This window comes from Streptomyces sp. Ac-502 (assembly GCF_045222935.1).
Taxonomy (GTDB): Bacteria; Actinomycetota; Actinomycetes; order Streptomycetales; family Streptomycetaceae; genus Streptomyces; species Streptomyces monomycini.
In genome coordinates this window covers 1,798,571-1,814,533 of sequence record NZ_JBHFFO010000001.1, presented here as the reverse complement: position 1 = coordinate 1,814,533, position 15,963 = coordinate 1,798,571, and the positions used below count along the sequence as shown (strand labels likewise).

The 15,963-nt window shown below is 70.0% G+C and carries 10 protein-coding genes, 2 pseudogenes and 1 CRISPR repeat array; of the genes and pseudogenes, 2 read left to right on the top strand and 10 right to left on the bottom strand.

The annotated features are described in order from the left end of the window. Window positions 1-86 precede the first annotated feature (86 nt). Window positions 87-989 carry a LysR family transcriptional regulator gene (locus tag ACEXOX_RS08100; protein ID WP_406519737.1) on the bottom strand — a complete coding sequence of 301 codons (903 nt, stop codon included), beginning with the start codon at window positions 987-989 and terminating at the stop codon, window positions 87-89. Window positions 990-1,088: 99 nt separating this feature from the next. On the opposite strand from ACEXOX_RS08100, the gene ACEXOX_RS08095 reads away from it, so the two are divergent. Beyond that, window positions 1,089-1,835 carry an SDR family oxidoreductase gene (locus ACEXOX_RS08095; protein WP_406519736.1) on the top strand — a complete coding sequence of 249 codons (747 nt, stop codon included), beginning with the start codon at window positions 1,089-1,091 and terminating at the stop codon, window positions 1,833-1,835. 70 nt (window positions 1,836-1,905) lie between these two features. Here ACEXOX_RS08095 and ACEXOX_RS08090 read toward each other — a convergent pair. Next, a pseudogene (locus ACEXOX_RS08090) lies at window positions 1,906-2,518 on the bottom strand (helix-turn-helix domain-containing protein); the annotation flags it as partial. 756 nt (window positions 2,519-3,274) lie between these two features. On the opposite strand from ACEXOX_RS08090, the gene ACEXOX_RS08085 reads away from it, so the two are divergent. Continuing rightward, a complete protein-coding gene (locus tag ACEXOX_RS08085) occupies window positions 3,275-4,033 on the top strand; it encodes a class I SAM-dependent methyltransferase (RefSeq protein WP_406519735.1) in 759 nt (252 codons plus the stop codon). An 814-nt stretch (window positions 4,034-4,847) separates the two neighbouring features. On the opposite strand, the gene ACEXOX_RS08080 is transcribed toward ACEXOX_RS08085, so the two are convergent. The 8 genes and pseudogenes from ACEXOX_RS08080 to casA form a co-directional block, all read right to left on the bottom strand. After that, complete coding sequence (locus tag ACEXOX_RS08080; protein WP_406519734.1) at window positions 4,848-5,006, bottom strand: hypothetical protein; 159 nt, start codon at window positions 5,004-5,006, stop codon at window positions 4,848-4,850. Between the two features lie 895 nt (window positions 5,007-5,901). Beyond that, entirely contained in the window at window positions 5,902-6,525 is a 624-nt protein-coding gene (locus ACEXOX_RS08075) for an HNH endonuclease family protein (RefSeq protein ID WP_406519733.1), read from the bottom strand. 1,098 nt (window positions 6,526-7,623) lie between these two features. Then, window positions 7,624-10,334: a CRISPR direct-repeat array (repeat unit 29 nt; unit sequence CGGAACACCCCCGCGCCTGCGGGGAGGAC). Window positions 10,335-10,351: 17 nt separating this feature from the next. Further along, on the bottom strand, window positions 10,352-10,669 hold the full coding sequence (gene cas2e / locus ACEXOX_RS08070; RefSeq protein WP_406519732.1) for a type I-E CRISPR-associated endoribonuclease Cas2e: 318 nt from the start codon (window positions 10,667-10,669) through the stop codon (window positions 10,352-10,354). Then, window positions 10,669-11,595, bottom strand: a complete 927-nt coding sequence (gene cas1e / locus ACEXOX_RS08065; RefSeq protein ID WP_406526263.1) for a type I-E CRISPR-associated endonuclease Cas1e — start codon at window positions 11,593-11,595, stop codon at window positions 10,669-10,671. The genes cas2e and cas1e overlap by 1 nt, the downstream gene beginning before the upstream one ends. A 56-nt stretch (window positions 11,596-11,651) precedes the next feature. Further along, on the bottom strand, window positions 11,652-13,073 hold the full coding sequence (gene cas5e / locus ACEXOX_RS08060; RefSeq protein ID WP_406519731.1) for a type I-E CRISPR-associated protein Cas5/CasD: 1,422 nt from the start codon (window positions 13,071-13,073) through the stop codon (window positions 11,652-11,654). Beyond that, window positions 13,070-14,196 (bottom strand): annotated as a pseudogene (gene cas7e, locus ACEXOX_RS08055) (type I-E CRISPR-associated protein Cas7/Cse4/CasC). The gene cas5e and the pseudogene cas7e overlap by 4 nt, the downstream one beginning before the upstream one ends. Beyond that, a complete protein-coding gene (gene casB, locus ACEXOX_RS08050) occupies window positions 14,193-14,849 on the bottom strand; it encodes a type I-E CRISPR-associated protein Cse2/CasB (RefSeq protein ID WP_406519730.1) in 657 nt (218 codons plus the stop codon). Before casB ends, cas7e begins: the two are co-directional and overlap by 4 nt. A 58-nt stretch (window positions 14,850-14,907) precedes the next feature. Then, the gene (gene casA, locus ACEXOX_RS08045; RefSeq protein WP_406519729.1) at window positions 14,908-15,861 is read right to left on the bottom strand and encodes a type I-E CRISPR-associated protein Cse1/CasA; all 954 of its coding nucleotides are present in this window, start codon (window positions 15,859-15,861) and stop codon (window positions 14,908-14,910) included. Window positions 15,862-15,963: the final 102 nt, after the last annotated feature.

Below are 15,963 nucleotides of genomic sequence, written 5' to 3'. Positions count from 1 at the left end.
TGGCCGGGCGTTGATCGTCCAGCTGGTGCAGGCCGACGAGGGCAGCGCGCCGACAGCCCTATGAACATCTCGCAGAGGCAAGTCGGTCAGTTGACCGGCAGTTCGTTGTTCTCCCGTCGGGAGGCTGTGCCGAGCACTGTACGTGCGACGTCTTCGAGTGATCCGAACAGCGGGTTGGGGTCGTCAGCGCGCGTGACGAGCACGACTTCGCAGGGATCGATGTCGATGACGGGCACCAGGGCGATGTCCTCACGCACAGCGGCGCGTCGATCGCTGGCAGGAAAGATCGCGACACAGTGGCCGGTGGCGATGAGTTCCAGCTTGTCCTCGTAGCTGTCGTCGATTGCGGGCGGGGGTGGTGCCGGCCGGTCGCCGACCGGCTTGGGCGTGCTCCAGACGACCGGAGTGCTGACGCAGGTCACCAGTCCTTCGTCCGACAGAGCCCGCAGGCTGACGGGTTTCTCGTTCGCCAGATGATGGCTCGCCGACGTGACGAGCACCCGCGGCTCCTCGTGGAGCTTGGTCACCCGGAGGCCGTCCAGGGGCAAGGGCAGGGGTTTGTATACGACGAGGGCGTCGACCCGACGCTCGGCGAGGGCGTGCGTGTCCCGCCAGTCGAGGTGCCGGGTGCGGACCTGGCTGTCGGGGTGCCGGCGGCGCAATTCCTGCATGCAGGAGGTGATGACCAGTCCTTCGGCGCAGCCGACAGTGATGGTACGGGGCTGGACGGCGGCTCTGGCCGTGTAAGCGGCTTGCTCGGCCTCGTGGAGCAGTATCCGGGCTCCGGGAAGAAAGGCCTGACCGGCGTCGGTGAGGCTGCTGCCCTGCGGCGAGCGGTCGAAAAGCCGGACACCGAGCTGGGCTTCCAGTCGCTGGATCTGGCGGCTCAGCGACGGCTGCGCCAGGTGCAGCTTGGTGGCGGCCCGACCGAAATTGCCGTACTCCGCCACGACCGTGAAATAGCGCACGAGCCGCAGATCGATGTCCATTCGCTCAGGGTACGCCGCGCGTCGTCATACGCCTGGAGCATGACGGCATACGGAACAGGTCTTGGACATGGTGTGCGGGCGGGTATTTGGCTTGGGGGCATGACCACTTATGACGGCAAGAAGATCGTGATCACGGGCGGTAGCAGCGGTATCGGCCTGGCTACGGCCCAGTTGTTCGCGGACGGTGGGGCGCACGTACTGATCACAGGCCGTACCCGCTCCTCCCTGGACACCGCGTTGGAACAGTTGGGGAACAAGGCGATCGCCGTCCGTAGCGACGCCGCGTCCCTGAAGGACATCAAGGCGCTGGCCGATACGGTCCAGGAGCGGTTCGGCGCAGTGGACGCGCTGTTCGTCAACGCTGGCGTCACCGCGTCCGCGCCGTTCGACTCGACGACGGAGGAGATGTACGACGAGCTGTTCGGCATCAACGCCAAGGGCCCGTACTTCACGGTGCAGGCGTTGGCGCCGCTGTTGCGCGAGGGAAGCGGCGTGGTTCTCACGACGTCGGTGGTGAACGTCCTGGGCCTCGACGCGCTCAGTGCCTACTCGGCGAGCAAGGCAGCCCTGCGGTCGATGACGCGCACCCTGGCCCGCGAGCTGTTGCCTCGCAAGGTGCGCGTCAATGCCGTGAGCCCCGGACCGATCGACTCGGGCATCCTTGACCGCTCCTCGCTGCCCGCCGATGTCGTGGAGGCGACGAAGGACACCTACCGGAACACCATCCCGATGCAGCGGCTGGGGTCGTCCGAGGAGGTGGCTGCCGCGGTGGCGTACTTGGCGTTCGGTGCGACCTTCTCGACGGGAACGGAGTTCCCTGTCGACGGAGGGGCTTCGCAACTCTAGTGCTGTGACCGCACAGGCTCAGCCAGTTGAGCGCGCTCAGTCGGGCAGTGCCGCCTTCCACCCACGACGTCCGGCGGGTGGACAGGTTGTCCAGGAGGACGTAGATCGGGGCGCCGTCCGGGCGGGCCGCGCGGATTGATCTGAGCGCGGTCAGGGTGTTCGCGGCGCCCTTCTTGCGGCGGTTGACGCCCCACAAGGTGTCGTCGCCGACCGAGTAGCAGCCGTGGACATAGCGAACTCCGTGGCTGCGGTGGTAGGCCGCGAGATGGCGCTCTGGGTGACCGGCAGGAGCCCAACACGAACCAGCGGTGGGCCGGTTGCCGAGCGGACCGAACTCATCAAATGCGAACATGCGGTCCGGGAAGCGCTCCAGTACCACCTCGATGCGGTCGAGCTCGGCGTCGCGCTCGGGGTCGGGCGACTCCTTCCACGTCTCGGTGCACTGGAAGGTGACGCCGCGGCGGGGTGAGCATGCACCGTAACGCCTCTCGGTCGATCCGGATCACGCGTCCGTGCGCTTTCCTCAGGTAAGCGGCGAGTTTGCGGATCGACCAGCGGGTGAAGGGCTGGCCGAGCTCGGTCGGGCGGGTGGTGGCCGTCTGGACGACGAAGTCCTCGTCGTCAGGGCTGAGCAGGCGGGGACGGCCTCCCGCCCACCGAGGGCCCAGACAGGCCAGGCCGACTGCTGCGGCTTCTGCCCCTCCTGGTCGGTCAACCTGCGCACACGGGCAGGCTCAGCCACCATCCCCCAGCAGTCGGATCGAACGTCACCGCACATCCAACCGGCCGGACCACCGATCCGGCGAACTTATGCGCAGAGCACCAGCTGGTGTGGCGGTTTTTCCATACTTCTGAAAGTTCCGTCATATGCTGCCAAAGCGTTGCAATTTTAGTCACCAAGCTGCTCCGTCCGCAGGAGTCGCTGTGTCGAAGGTGAATTGTTTCGTCGCTTTGTCTTGGTGGCTGCCCCTTGGGGAGGGGGCTGCTGGTCTGCTCGGGATGTCAATCGGGCGGGGCTGTTCGGGTGGTGTTGGCTCTGCGCTTCAACTGCGCTCTGACCTGCTGGGTTGCTGCCTCGGCCAGGTGGGTGGGGGTCTCGTTCGGAGTAGTGGTACCCGCGGGTACGGGGCGGTGCCCGGCGGGGTGGGGTGTCCTTGAGGTGTGGGTACGAACTCCAGGACGTGGGTGAACACCCCCGGCTTCGACAGCCAGCTGTGCAACCTTCCGGCAGTTCCGTGCTCATCGACGGTGGCCCGTGGGAAGTCGGCGTACTGCTGCACGCCGCACTGGCCCAGAACCCCAGCTGACGTCAGGGAAATCGGGCAGAGCCGTGGTTGTCCACCGGCTCCGGTGCTATGCCATGGTCGGCCTGGCTGGTGGCTTCCGTCGCGTGAGTTCGCCGGCGCAAGTGCCTCCGAGTCGAGGCGCCGGGTGACGACATGACCGGCCACCCCTGCATCTGGCAGGAACTCGACCCCGCTCACCCTCGCTACTCGGACATCCTGCACGCGTACCGTACCTACTCCGACGAGGCAGAGCACCTGAAGAGCTACCTGAGCGGCATCGTCGATCACCTGCCCCGGCGCGACGTCTTCATCGACGCGGGCGCGGGAACGGGGGAGTACACCGCCCTCCTCGCCGACAGGTTCGCCACCACCCTCGCCATCGAGCCCGACGCGGCGCTCCACGCCGAGCTGCGTACCACCTGTCCAGGCGCCGAAACCCTGCCCGTACCCATCCTGTCCGCCGCACCGCGCGAGCCCGCTGACTTCGTGCTCTGCTCGCACGTCCTCTACTACGTCCCCGAAGCCAAGTGGCCCGGCCACCTGTCCGCCATGCTGTCCTGGCTGCGTGCGGGCGGCGAACTCGCCATCGTGCTCCAGCACCCCGAATCCGGCTGCATGCGCATCGCCCGCCACTTCGGAGCCCCCACCCGCACCCTGACCTCGCTCCTTCCTCACGTGAAGAGCGCGACGGGCCGGCCGTACCACGGCGATGTCGTCCGTCGACCGGCATCTCTGCACATGCCGGACCTTGCCACCGCGTTGGACATCTGCCAGTTGGTGCTCGGTCCGCTGGACACTTCGTCTGCCCGTACGCAGGTTGCCGCGTACTTGCATGCGCATGCCGCGCGTCCGGGTGGAGGTTTCGTCCTCAGCTGTGACCAGGAGATCCTCAGGGTTCGATCGGCATCTTGAGTCGACCGGCTGTCAGCGGCTACGCGGTCTGTCCGTGTGTACCTCGGCCGATGCGCGAATTACCGGAAAGCCCTGGGGGTGTCGTCGCCGGTTGAACTGCCTGACGCTTCCGCAGGCCGGACAGCTTTCTGCCGGCCCCTCAAGGGATACGACGCCACTTTCGTCAACTCCATCGGCGCTTACTGAGGCCCGGAGCATTCGCGCGCCGCATCAGAACCTGAATCCACTGCCGTACAGCCGCCGTTCGCGTCCGCCCCGGCGGAGGGTCAGAGGTGCGGGGTGATCAGCTCGACCACGTTGGACCCGCAGCGCTGGGACCGCCCCGAGCTGTTCCGGCCCGAACGCTGGAACGAACCATGCTCGCCAAGGACTCCGCGGTCAAGCAAGGGCATACCCGGCGTCAGGGGCCGTTCATTCGATGCGCTTCAGGATGCCAAAACGTGGCTTTTTCAATCTCAGACGGACGCTGGGCGTGGCGAATTCGTTGACCCGCGAGACGGTGCCCTTTCCCTCAAGGACTACATCGACAGCCGCTGGTGACCTACGCAGAGCGGGGACCCGTCCAACTTAGGATTTTGGTCCGACCGATACGGCTGGTCTGGGGCGTCGCTCTCCGGCACTCTGCAAAACGCCGTTGCAGACCGTCGTCTCGTACGCCATCCGTGCCGCTCCGGCACGATCGGCCCGCCGGCGGTTACGCCAGGCAGGGGCGAGATCGGCTTGGGGCGCGCCGAGCCCGGCCTTGGCTCGGGGAGAGCCTGCGGTCTCGGACGGTGCGCGAAGTCCCAGAGACGTCCCACGGCTTCGTCGCCCCTCAAGCTGCCTGGCGTTTCCGCGGGCCGGACAGTTTGCGGCGTTCCTCCTCGTCCGTGCCGCCCCAGATGCCGTAGAAGAGACCGGACGGGTCTGTGACCTGCTGGGATGGGTGGTCGAAGGACGCTGACCAGGCGGATTGAGCTTTCACGTCTTTCACGCCGATGCTCGTTGATCTGGCCGAAAGTCCCAGAGGAATCCCAGGGGGCGCTGGCCCACGACCACCGGCGGCTGTGTACATGGTGCCGGAAGCAGCCCATGGAAGATGCGGAGGAGACGCTGCAGCCCAAGCGACTGGCGCCGTCCGCCTACGGCTCTCGCCCCGTGTCATCGGTCGCCTACGTTCCACGAAGATGTCTGGTGTCAGCTCTGATCGGGCCGGCCTACTCGCATCTGCGTCGTGGGCGGGCAGCGGAGTTTGGTCCTTATGCCTATGGTCCTGTTGTTCCGCCGCCTGTCCCGTCAACAAGTGGTGCCTGCGTCCCCCTCGTGAGTCGCAGCGGCTTAATCGGCGCAGCATTGCCGGTTGAGGTCGGCGGCGATGTCTCCACGTGTTTTCGGTTACGCATCATGTGGAGTGCGTGGTGATCCTTGAGAAGGCCGCTAAGGGGCTCTGAACTGCGGTTTTGTGCGTGCGCATTATGTGCGGTGTGGGCGTTACGGGCGGTATCTTGACGCTGAAATGACGCTCGTGACGCTCATTTGACGCTCGTCCTGATGGGGCGTCAGGCCCGGTGCGCCACTGGTCAGACGGTCTGCTGACTGCGCGGACGTGGCGGGTTGCCGGGAAGGCCGTGACTACAGGCAGCCTTGCTGGTGTGGGCGACCTCGATGGGTGCTGGCCGTGCACGATCACCCGCGTTGGCTCGTCGCGGCTGGGGCAGGCTGCCCCGTCACCGAGCCGACACTGCCGCTCTCGAGCGTGGCAGACGGCCGCTTCGGCCGGACGGCCAAGAGCGGCATCCGGAATCGGGCCGTGCTGCTGTGCGCCGCCGTCTGGCCGAAGAGGCCCGCCCGGGACGGCGGGGCTGGCGCTGTGCCCTGCGGACTCGGGGTCAGCGGGCGTAGGCCACGGTGATTCGGAGATCGGCGCAGCCGGCGGCGATCTTTTTGACGGCGGCGTGTTCGGTGGTGTCGGTGCTCAGGCGCCACCGGGTCTTCACGGTGACCCAGTCGGCGAGGTAGCGGCACCTCGCCGAGGCGGCGGGCGGCGTCCACTCGGCGGGGTCGCGGTCGGCTTTGGACTGGTTGGCGCTGTCGTGGACGGCCAGCAGGGAGCGTTCATCGTCGAGGTCGTTGGCGTACGCCTGGCGCTCGGCCGCGGTCCAGGTGCGGGCTCCGGAGTCCCAGGCTTCCCCGAGCGGGACCATGTGGTCAATATCGACGTCGTCTTTGGTGGTCAGAGTCGCCTCGTCGTACCAGGACCACCAGGTTCCGGTCCCCTTGGTGATTTTGCAGCGGCCGGTTACCTCGGGGGCGACGGTGGCCTCGTGCAGCAGGATCTCGTTGCGGGTGTTGCAGCCGTCGTGGTCGGCGTCGATCCAGTGCTTGAACTGCTCGCGGCTGTAGCCTTCCCGGCTCCCTTCGGCCTGGACGGGCAGGCAGCGATCAGCCGGGACAGGGGAGCGGTGACGCTTTGCCGCAGTACTGCCGCCGCCGGGGAGACGGGAAGAGCCCACGTCACCGCGGGCAAAGCCGCCACGGTGACCAGTGCGGTCCAAATGCGGTTCATGCTCCTGGAATAGCGGTCACGGCGGTCGGGTGCCTGCAAGCCGGGCGGGGTTCATCCGTTCGGGGCAGATCGAAGGGGGAGGGCGGTGTCCGGCAGCCGGCTGGGAGAAGAGTGGTGTTGTTCCTGCGGCCATGGGTCCGGCGGAGGCCGAGCGCGGGGAGAGCTTCCGCCGCACCTGGTCGTCTCCTGCCCTCAAGCTGAACGCAGAATCGCGGTCAGTTTGCCAGGGGTAGGGAGGCTACTGCGGAGCTGGCAACGAATGCCGTCGTTGTCGCATGCAAGCGGCGGCAGAACGGCCCGTCCTCGGCTTCCACTCCTGAGAGCCTGACCGTGCGCATGGGAACCGTTCTACCGCGGTCGGGGTTCACCTAAGCAACATCTGGGGCCGCAGAGCCCTCACGCGAATGTGGCGCCCGGCGGCCCCTCCGCCCGTCGGTACGCCGACAGCATGCGACTGCGCCATGACAAAGCCCCACCAACTCGCCCTTCCATTCTAGCGGTCGTCGCAACACCCCCGCGCCTGCGGGGACACAACGGCACAGCGGCCAGGGCGGCCGCCTCCGGAACACCCCCGCGCCTGCGGGGAGGACCGCGGCGGCGGTGTCGTCTTCGTCGGCGGCGCCGGAACACCCCCGCGCCTGCGGGGAGGACCCGCGCGGTGCGGCTACTCGGATCGCACACAGCGGAACACCCCCGCGCCTGCGGGGAGGACTCAATCCTGAGCTGCTGCCGAAGCACAGCGTCCGGAACACCCCCGCGCCTGCGGGGAGGACTCGCCGATCCGGCGTGAGCAGCGACCACACGTCGGAACACCCCCGCGCCTGCGAGGAGGACGTGAGTGCGCAGTTCCTGCAGTTCGTTGCCGGCGGAACACCTCCGCGCCTGCGGGGAGGGCGCCATCGCCCTCGCCCACCAGGGCGTCGACAGCGGAACATCCCCGCACCTTGGAGGAGGACGCCCGGCGTCGCCCCGAGGATGACATGGGGCCGGAACACCCCCGCACCCAGGGAGGACTCGTACGACGGCATGAACCCGTCCCTGGAGGGCGAAACACCCCCGCACCTGCGGGGAGGGCCTGTACTCCTCGGCGAGGTCCCGCTCGCCGGAACACCCCCGCGCCTGCGGGGAAGCCCCGTCACTCCGCTGCTCTCCGCGATCATTCAGCGAAACACCCCCGCGCCTGCGGGGAGGACACCATGGGCCTGTGCCAGTACAACGTACGGGCCGGAACACCCCCGCGCCTGCGGGGAGGACCGCAGCTGGCAGCGCGCTACGCCGGACCGCATCGGAACACCCCCGCGCCTGCGGGGAGGACGGAGCGATCAGCGACGACGGCTTGACCTACGGCGGAACACCCCCGCGCCTGCGGGGAGGACCTGGCTGTCCACGTAGGCCACAGGTGGGTCCTCGGAACACCCCCGCGCCTGCGGGGAGGACCAACACCTCCATCCCTATCCCGGCAGGGAGGACGGAACACCCCCGCGCCTGCGGGGAGGACCGGTTTGGGTTGATTCACACGGGCTCCCGTGGCGGAATACCCCCGCGCCTGCGGGGAGGACCAGTGCGGGCCCCGTCATCGGGGAGTCGGTCGCGGAACACCCCCGCGCCTGCGGGGAGGACGCACATTGAGAGGAGCCCGCCATGGGCCGACACGGAACACCCCCGCGCCTGCGGGGAGGACGCCCCAGCAGTCCGGATACGCGAGCGTGCTGGCGGAACACCCCCGCGCCTGCGGGGAGGACGCAAGGGCGGTGTCCAACGGTCCGTTGCCAGACGGAACACCCCCGCGCCTGCGGGGAGGACGGCCTGGCACTCAGAAGCCGTCCCGCAACCTACGGAACACCCCCGCGCCTGCGGGGAGGACATCGCCGAGCACACTCGGGACACCGGACACGATGGAACACCCCCGCGCCTGCGGGGAGGACGCTAGTCCAATCTCTACATCACACTCGGAGCGCGGAACACCCCCGCGCCTGCGGGGAGGACCAACCCGCACTGGATGCCCCCCGGCGTGTCCGCGGAACACCCCCGCGCCTGCGGGAAGGACGCCTGCACGACGCACACGCCATCCCCGGGGCCCGGAACACCCCCGCGCCTGCGGGGAGGACTGCACAACCTGTCCCAGCGCCCCAACATCACGCGGAACACCCCCGCGCCTGCGGGGAGGACCCAAGGGTGTCGCGCAAGGCGGTGCGCGCTGCCGGAACACCCCCGCGCCTGCGGGGAGGACAGCCGGAGGCCAGGACATGACGCGCCACTGCCTGGAACACCCCCGCGCCTGCGGGGAGGACAGGGACACGGTGCCCTCCTGGTTGAAGTCCACCGGAACACCCCCGCGCCTGCGGGGAGGACGAAGCCTTCCCGAAGTTCACCGAGCGCGAGATCGGAACACCCCCGCGCCTGCGGGGAGGACCTGGACAGCGACGCGAGCCAGACCACCTTCGTCGGAACACCCCCGCGCCTGCGGGGAGGACAGCATATGCAGGGCCGGAACAGGGCCGGGTGACGGAACACCCCCGCGCCTGCGGGGAGGACGTCAACAGGAGAAACGGGCTCGGGCCGGGTTTCGCAACACCCCCGCGCCTGCGGGGAGGACCCAGTAGGTGGGGGTGCGCTCGCCGACCATCAGCGGAACACCCCCGCGCCTGCGGGGAGGACAGAGGTGGCGGTCGTGAGCACTGATCTTGCGGCGGAACACCCCCGCGCCTGCGGGGAGGACTAGGACAGGAACCGCTCGAACTCGGGGCTGCCCGGAACACCCCCGCGCCTGCGGGGAGGACTATCCGGTCACCCCGGGGACGATCTACCACACCGGAACACCCCCGCGCCTGCGGGGAGGACTTGACGAGGCCGTCCTGCCGTCCACCAACAGCCGGAACACCCCCGCGCCTGCGGGGAGGACGCCGACGGTGGGCACCGTGGCTGCGTCGTCGGCGGAACACCCCCGCGCCTGCGGGGAGGACCGGCAGGTCCTCATCGAGCTGGTCACCCACGCCGGAACACCCCCGCGCCTGCGGGGAGGACTCCGGGATCGTCAGGATGCTGGCGGCGAGAGCCGGAACACCCCCGCGCCTGCGGGGAGGACGTCTTCTGGTCGTTGAAGACCTGGACGGTCAGCGGAACACCCCCGCGCCTGCGGGGAGGACGCCTTGGGCTGCCAGTCGAGTTCGCCGGTCTCCGGAACACCCCCGCGCCTGCGGGGAGGACCTGCTGGCTACCTTCACCCTGGTCGACCCCGCCGGAACACCCCCGCGCCTGCGGGGAGGACCGCTGGACGCGCCGGTTCTCGTCGGCCTCCATCGGAACACCCCCGCGCCTGCGGGGAGGACATCACGGCGCCCCTGGTCGCCTCGAACGCCAGCGGAACACCCCCGCGCCTGCGGGGAGGACATGACGGCTAGGGGGTTACCCGAGTCTGCGGCTGGAACACCCCCGCGCCTGCGGGGAGGACGCCGTCGTAGCGGGGCTTCTCTGTTCGGATGGCGGAACACCCCCGCGCCTGCGGGGAGGACCACGCCGCGGGCAGCGAGCGAATCGGGGGGAACGGAACACCCCCGCGCCTGCGGGGAGGACCTTGCGCCCGGCCTTGATGTAAGGGCCTACCGCGGAACACCCCCGCGCCTGCGGGGAGGACTCCCGGTCGCATGGCGAAGAGGGCATCGAGGTCGGAACACCCCCGCGCCTGCGGGGAGGACTGCCGGATGGCGCCGCCGCACCAGGCGCACACCGGAACACCCCCGCGCCTGCGGGGAGGACCCTTCCTGACCTGCGACTCAAGGAAGGCTTTGCTCGTTCTTTGCCTTGTGTGTGCCGGTCATGCGGATGAGAGTGAGGCCGTCGAAGTCGATGGGGGCGCGGCGGCGGGTGCCTGCGGTGCGGAGGGCGTAGCCCTGTTCGGTGTCGGCAGGGTGGACGAGGAGGGCGGCGCCGTCTCCGACGGTTTCGGTGACGGCTTGCCAGAGTTGGTCGCGGACGCGGGCGGATACGGCGCCGACGAAGATGCCTGGGACGACTTCGCTGGTCCAGCGGCTGAGGGCGCCTCGGAGGTGGTCGGGGACGGCTGTGGTGGCGATGACGAGCAGGGAAGGCATCAGCGGTCGCCGCCGGCGTAGTTGACTCCGGCGGGCAGGATGCCCTTTTTGGGGTCCCAGAGGTGGACCATGTCGACGTCGTGGCGTTCGCTGTGGTCGGTAGCGGTGTTGGCTTTTGGGGTGAGGAGGTGCTGGGTATCGCGGACGATGCGGGGCAGCAGGCGCAGTAGGCGGAGGTTGTCGCGAAAGCGGCGGCGGGCTTCCTGCTCCGGGTGGGGCGACTGGTGCAGGGCGAAGGCCAGGGGAAGGGTGGTTTCGGCTTTGTAGAGGTCGGCGATGTCGTAGACGAAGGCGTGCTGGGTGCCGGCGTGGACGAAGCCGAGGGCAGGGGAGAGGCCGAGAGCGAGCAGGGCGGCGTGCACGATGCCGTAGAGGCAGCTGTTGGCGGCGGACAGGGCGAGGTTGACAGGGTCCTGGGTGTCCCATTGGTCGGGGTGGTAGTTGCGGCGGAAGCGCCCGATGCCGTGCTGCTGGGCGAGGATCTTGTAGAGGGCCTTCATGCGCTGTCCCTCCATGCCGCGCAGTTGGTCGAGGTCGACGGTGGTGGGCAGGTCGGCGTCGGCAAAGCGCATCTCGTACATGCGGCGGGCGATGTGCAGGCGGCGGTCGGGGTCGGCCCAGGCTGTGGTCTGGAGTTCGAGCCAGTGAGTGGTCAGGGAGTCGGGCAGGATGCCGGCGTACGTGCGAACGCCTGCCGCGCCGACGCACACGACGGTGGTGCCGTGGCGGGCGAGGGTGGTCAGGGCGGGTGTGGTGATGGAGACGCCGGGGCCGAGGAGGAGGCAGGAAAGGGCGGCGGTGGGGAGATAGACGAGGTCGGTGCGGTCACCGGCCTGAATCTGCGCGCAGACACCGGTGTCGTCCTGGACGACGCGGACCATGTCCAGGTACAGGAAGGACAGGGAGTCGGCGACGCGCGGCAGCATGGCCAGGGTGGGGGCGGCGAGCCGTCTGCGGGCGTCGCCGCCTTTGCGGGGTGTGCTCATCGGGTGGTGGCGGGGGCGAGGCTGAGGAGGCCGGCGCCGTAGGGTTTGGCTCGGCCGATGCCGGTGGTCAGGGCGTGGGTGAGGGCGGTGGGGTCGGTGATGGTGGCGGTGCCGTCGTAGCGCAGAAGGCTGTGGCGCATGGAGGACGCGTCTTTGCCGTGCGGGCGCACGGGCTGCAGCGGGGTGGGGATGAGGGTGTTCAGGTGGAGGCCGGCGTCGGCGGCGCGGCGGGTCCACCACTGGTCAGCGTCGGCTCCGGCGAGGGGGATGATGCGGCCGCGTTTGCTGCCGGCGGACTTCGGCAGGAGTTCGCGTTTGGAGGGGTTGACGACGATGCGGTAGCGGACGGTGACGCCTTCGCGCAGCGCCTGGAACATGGGGGCGAGGCTTTTGACCTCGCCGTGTCCGTAGCCGTCGCGGAGGCGGGTGAGGTCGAGGTGGCGGGCCTGGACGAGCAGGGTGCTGGCGGTGTCGCTCTCGTCGACGCGGTAGAGGAGGCCGGCCTGGTGGCGGGCGCTTTGGCCGAGATGGTCCGGGACCAGGCGCATGGCGGTGCGGTGCATTTCGGTGGCGTCGCGCAAATCGCGCTGGACGTCGCGGCTGTGGGGGTTGAGCCGGATGCGCGCGAGCAGGGGGTGGTCGGTCATGCGTGATCCCGGGCGTAGTCGATCAGTCGGGGGAGCAGGGTGTGCCGGGGGCCGGCGAGGGCGGCGGGGAGCTGTTCGGTGGTGCGGTGCAGGGTGCGCGAGCCGTAGGCGCGGGCCTGGGGGAGAAGCTGAGCGGGATGTCGTTGACGCTGACGGTGTCGGCCTCGGCGCCGGGCTGCCCGTCGGTGGGCGGGTGTTCGTAGAGGAACGGGACGGCGAGGGTGGTGGCGGTATCGGGGTTGGCCGGCTGGGGGTGCGGCTGAGCGGGACACGGGTGAGCAGTTCGGCCTCGGGGTCGGCGGCGCGGGCGTGCAGCAGGAGCGGCTCGTCGGGCACGCAGGAGCGGCGGCCGAGGTAGGGGGCCCAGCAGGGGCGGCGCAGGGCGCGGGCCAGGCGGTCGATGGTGGGCTCGGGCCCGGAGACCGCGACGACGAACACCGCGTCGGCCAGGTAGTGGCGGCGGGTGATGACGGCGGCGCCCTTGTTGCTGCCGCCGCTGGTGGCCGCCGTACGGGAGGTGGGCCGGCCGCCGCCGGCGGTGTGGTAGTCGATCAGCGGGGTGCCGGGCCGGTCGATGCGGATGGTGAACCGCAGCGGCCGGAAGCGTTCCAGGGCGCCGGTGTCGTCGCGGCTGATGCCTTCGGCGGCGGCGAACATGCCGGTCAGGGCGGAGCGGGTGGGAAACGGCGCCGTGTCGCGCACCGGGGCGAACGCGGAGCGTTCTCCCCAGGACTGCAAGGGTCCGGCCAGGCGCAGGATCAGTGCGCTCATGCCGGCTGCCCGGTGGCGGGAAGGGCGCTGTCCACCGCGGCTTGGGTGAGCTGGTCGAAGGAGTCGAGGGCGTCACCGATCCCGGCCAGCTGCTCGTGGGGGGCGATGGTGGTGTGGCCGTGGAAGCGGCGGCGGCGCTGGCCGGTCAGCCGGTTGATCTGCGTGGTGTAGGAGGCCAGCGCGGTGCGGGAGACGGGGGAGAACCCGCCGCGGCCATCGGCGGTCACGGGGGTTTCGAAGGCGGCGGCCAGCGAGATGGGACGGTGCTCGCGCACGGCGAGGTAGGCCAGGTCGGGCAGGGTGTGCGGGGCGGTGCTGGTGCGCTTGGCCTGGGGCAGGGAGAACAGGAAATGCTCGACGAAGGACTGCAGCACGGTACGGGCCGCCTGGGCGTCGCCTTCCAGGTTCTTGACCAGGTCGGTGACGTTGACGGTGGCGTAGCGGTAGAAGACCCCGGCGCTGAACTCCGCGGTGTCCAGGTGGCCGCTGCCGGTTTCCGTCTCGCCGGTCCAGTCGTCGACGGCGGTGAAGTAGTCGCGCTGGGGCTCGGCGGCGTGCGTGGTGAAGGCATGGGCGACCTGCGCCGCCCCGTCGACGTTGGCGCCGGGCACCTCCGCCAGCATGCGGCCGAGCAGGCTGATGGACGAGGTGCGCTGCTTGAGGATGTCCTCGAGCCGCTCCGCGGGCAGCAGCCGTCCCGGCTTCTTGGCCGTCTGGCCCTTCTCCAGCGCCGCACGGTGATCTGAGCACACCGCGGCCAGGTCCTCGATCGCCGCAGCGGGCACGAACAGCAGCACGGAGGTGTGCCCCTCCTTCTCCGTGCCGATGCCCTTCTTCCCGACGCTGGCGACCACCTGCTCTCCCGCGAACTCCGCCAGCGGCTGCGGCCAGCCCGCGGCCTCCAGCGCCTGACGGACCTTGACGGGCACCATCCGGGTCCGCACGGCCTTCTCGCCGAGGTCCCTCTCCACGCCGTCGCGGATCACCCGCTTCCATGACTGGCTGGAAACCCGGATGCGGGGGCGTTGCCGTACCTGACCTGCTTGGGCGAGCCCAGGTCGTCCCGGTTGAGGTTGGCGACCGGGACCGACTGCAGGACGCTGAGATCCAGGTAGAGGCTCATGACTCGTTCTCCTCGGTGCTGTCGTTGAGTGCGTTCGGTACGGTCAGGCTGGCCGGGTCTTCGGCGTGCAGGACCCGGAAATAGCTCTCCAGCCAGCGGGTGGCGATGCGGTCCCGGTCGCGGTCCCAGCGGGCGAGGTCCTCCAGCAGCACAGCCCAGTCCACCGCCACGCCCCCGTTGGCCAGCTGCCGGGTGAGCGCCGGCAGCCCGGGGTGGATGCTCTCGGCGCTCTGCCGGCACATCAGGTGCAGGACGCCCTCGGCCGACCGGGCCTTCAGGGCGCCCGCGGCCGCGGCATATCCCAGGCAGGCGCCCAGGTTCGCGCGCGCGAACCAGTTCTCCGGCGGCCGCCCCTGATGCCAGCCCGCCGGCTCGGCGTCGCGTACGGAACGGGGGCGGGCCGCGATGAGGGCGGCCACCGCGTAGTACGCGCGCCGCTGCCCGCGGAGAGCCTGCTCGCCGTGGGCAGCGGCGAGGAAGGGCACCAGGTAGCGGTGGAGATAGTTGCAGCGGTCGACGGGCAGGCCGAGCCCGCGGCGCAGCTCGGCGCGCGTGCGGTTGGAGGCGCACAGCTGTTGGACGTAGGCGATGAACCGGTCGGAGGCACGCTGCTGGCTCGGCCGCGCCGCGGGCGCGGGGGATGTACTGCTCATGGCACTTCCCTCCAGGGGTGAGAGGTGGTGGAGCGAAGAACGGTGCGGATGGGCCGGGTCAGTCGGCCATGGTCGTGGCCGGGCGCAGGAGCGCCAGCAGCAGGCCGCGGGCCCGGCTGCGGGCCCGGGCCACGCGGATGTCGGCCCTGCTGACCCCGCCGATGGCCGCATCGAGCGCGGTCAACGCCGCCTCCACGAAGGGCCGCACGACCTCCGCCCCGGCCTGCTCCGGAACGGCCAGGCGCCAGAACGTGTCCTCGGCAGCCGGCCAGAACCGGTGCAGCGCCGCGGACGCCCACGGTCCGGGCTTGCGGCGATCGAGGCGGACCCTGGCCGTCGGCGAGGCGTCCGCGGCCGAGTCGGCTGACAGCTTCCAGCCGACCATGGCGGCAAGCTCCAGCCGTTTCCCGGTGCGCTCGGCCGCCTCGTGGCAGCGGGCGATGTGGTGGGCCATGGACCGGTCGTTCTCCTCCTGCCACTGCAGCACCGGAGGAGTCGTCGCCTGGAACCAGACGCTGTCCTTTTGCTGACCGTCCTGGTCGAAGCCGTACGCCCGCACCCGCAAAGCCGGCCGCAGGGCCTTGGGCAGCTCCTCCAGGCAGGGCGGGCGCTGAGCGTCGGTGCGGCTGGTCTTCAGCAGCAGCGAGTCCACATCGCGCCACAGCGCCCGGGCCCCGTCCGCCTCCCGGGGCTGGAAGTCACCGTCCGCGCGCCGGTCCAGAATCTGGTACGGGTCGCGCACCCGGTGTGGCCGTTCGTGGGTGGCCCAGGTGAGGTAGGCGTCGGTGACCGCGCGGTGGTCCTCGGACGGCACCAGGAGGGCAGCGTGCCGAAACCGGCCGGTCAGCAGCCGCCCCGGCCAGGTCAAGGGCTCAAGCGGCGCCAGCGGAGAGCGGAGGTCCTCCTCCCACGGACACGCATCCTGCCCTCCTTCGTCCGGGGCCGTATCGGGGCGGGGCACGGCCAGCACCAGCGTGGTGAACAGCTCGGGCCCCCACGGGAAGTACGACACGGACTTGCGCAAAGGGGCCGCGTCGGTGCTGCCGGTGCGCTGGTCGGTGATGCGCCGGGGGTGCACTGGCCCGACGGGCCGAAGAACAGCTGCGCGATCAGA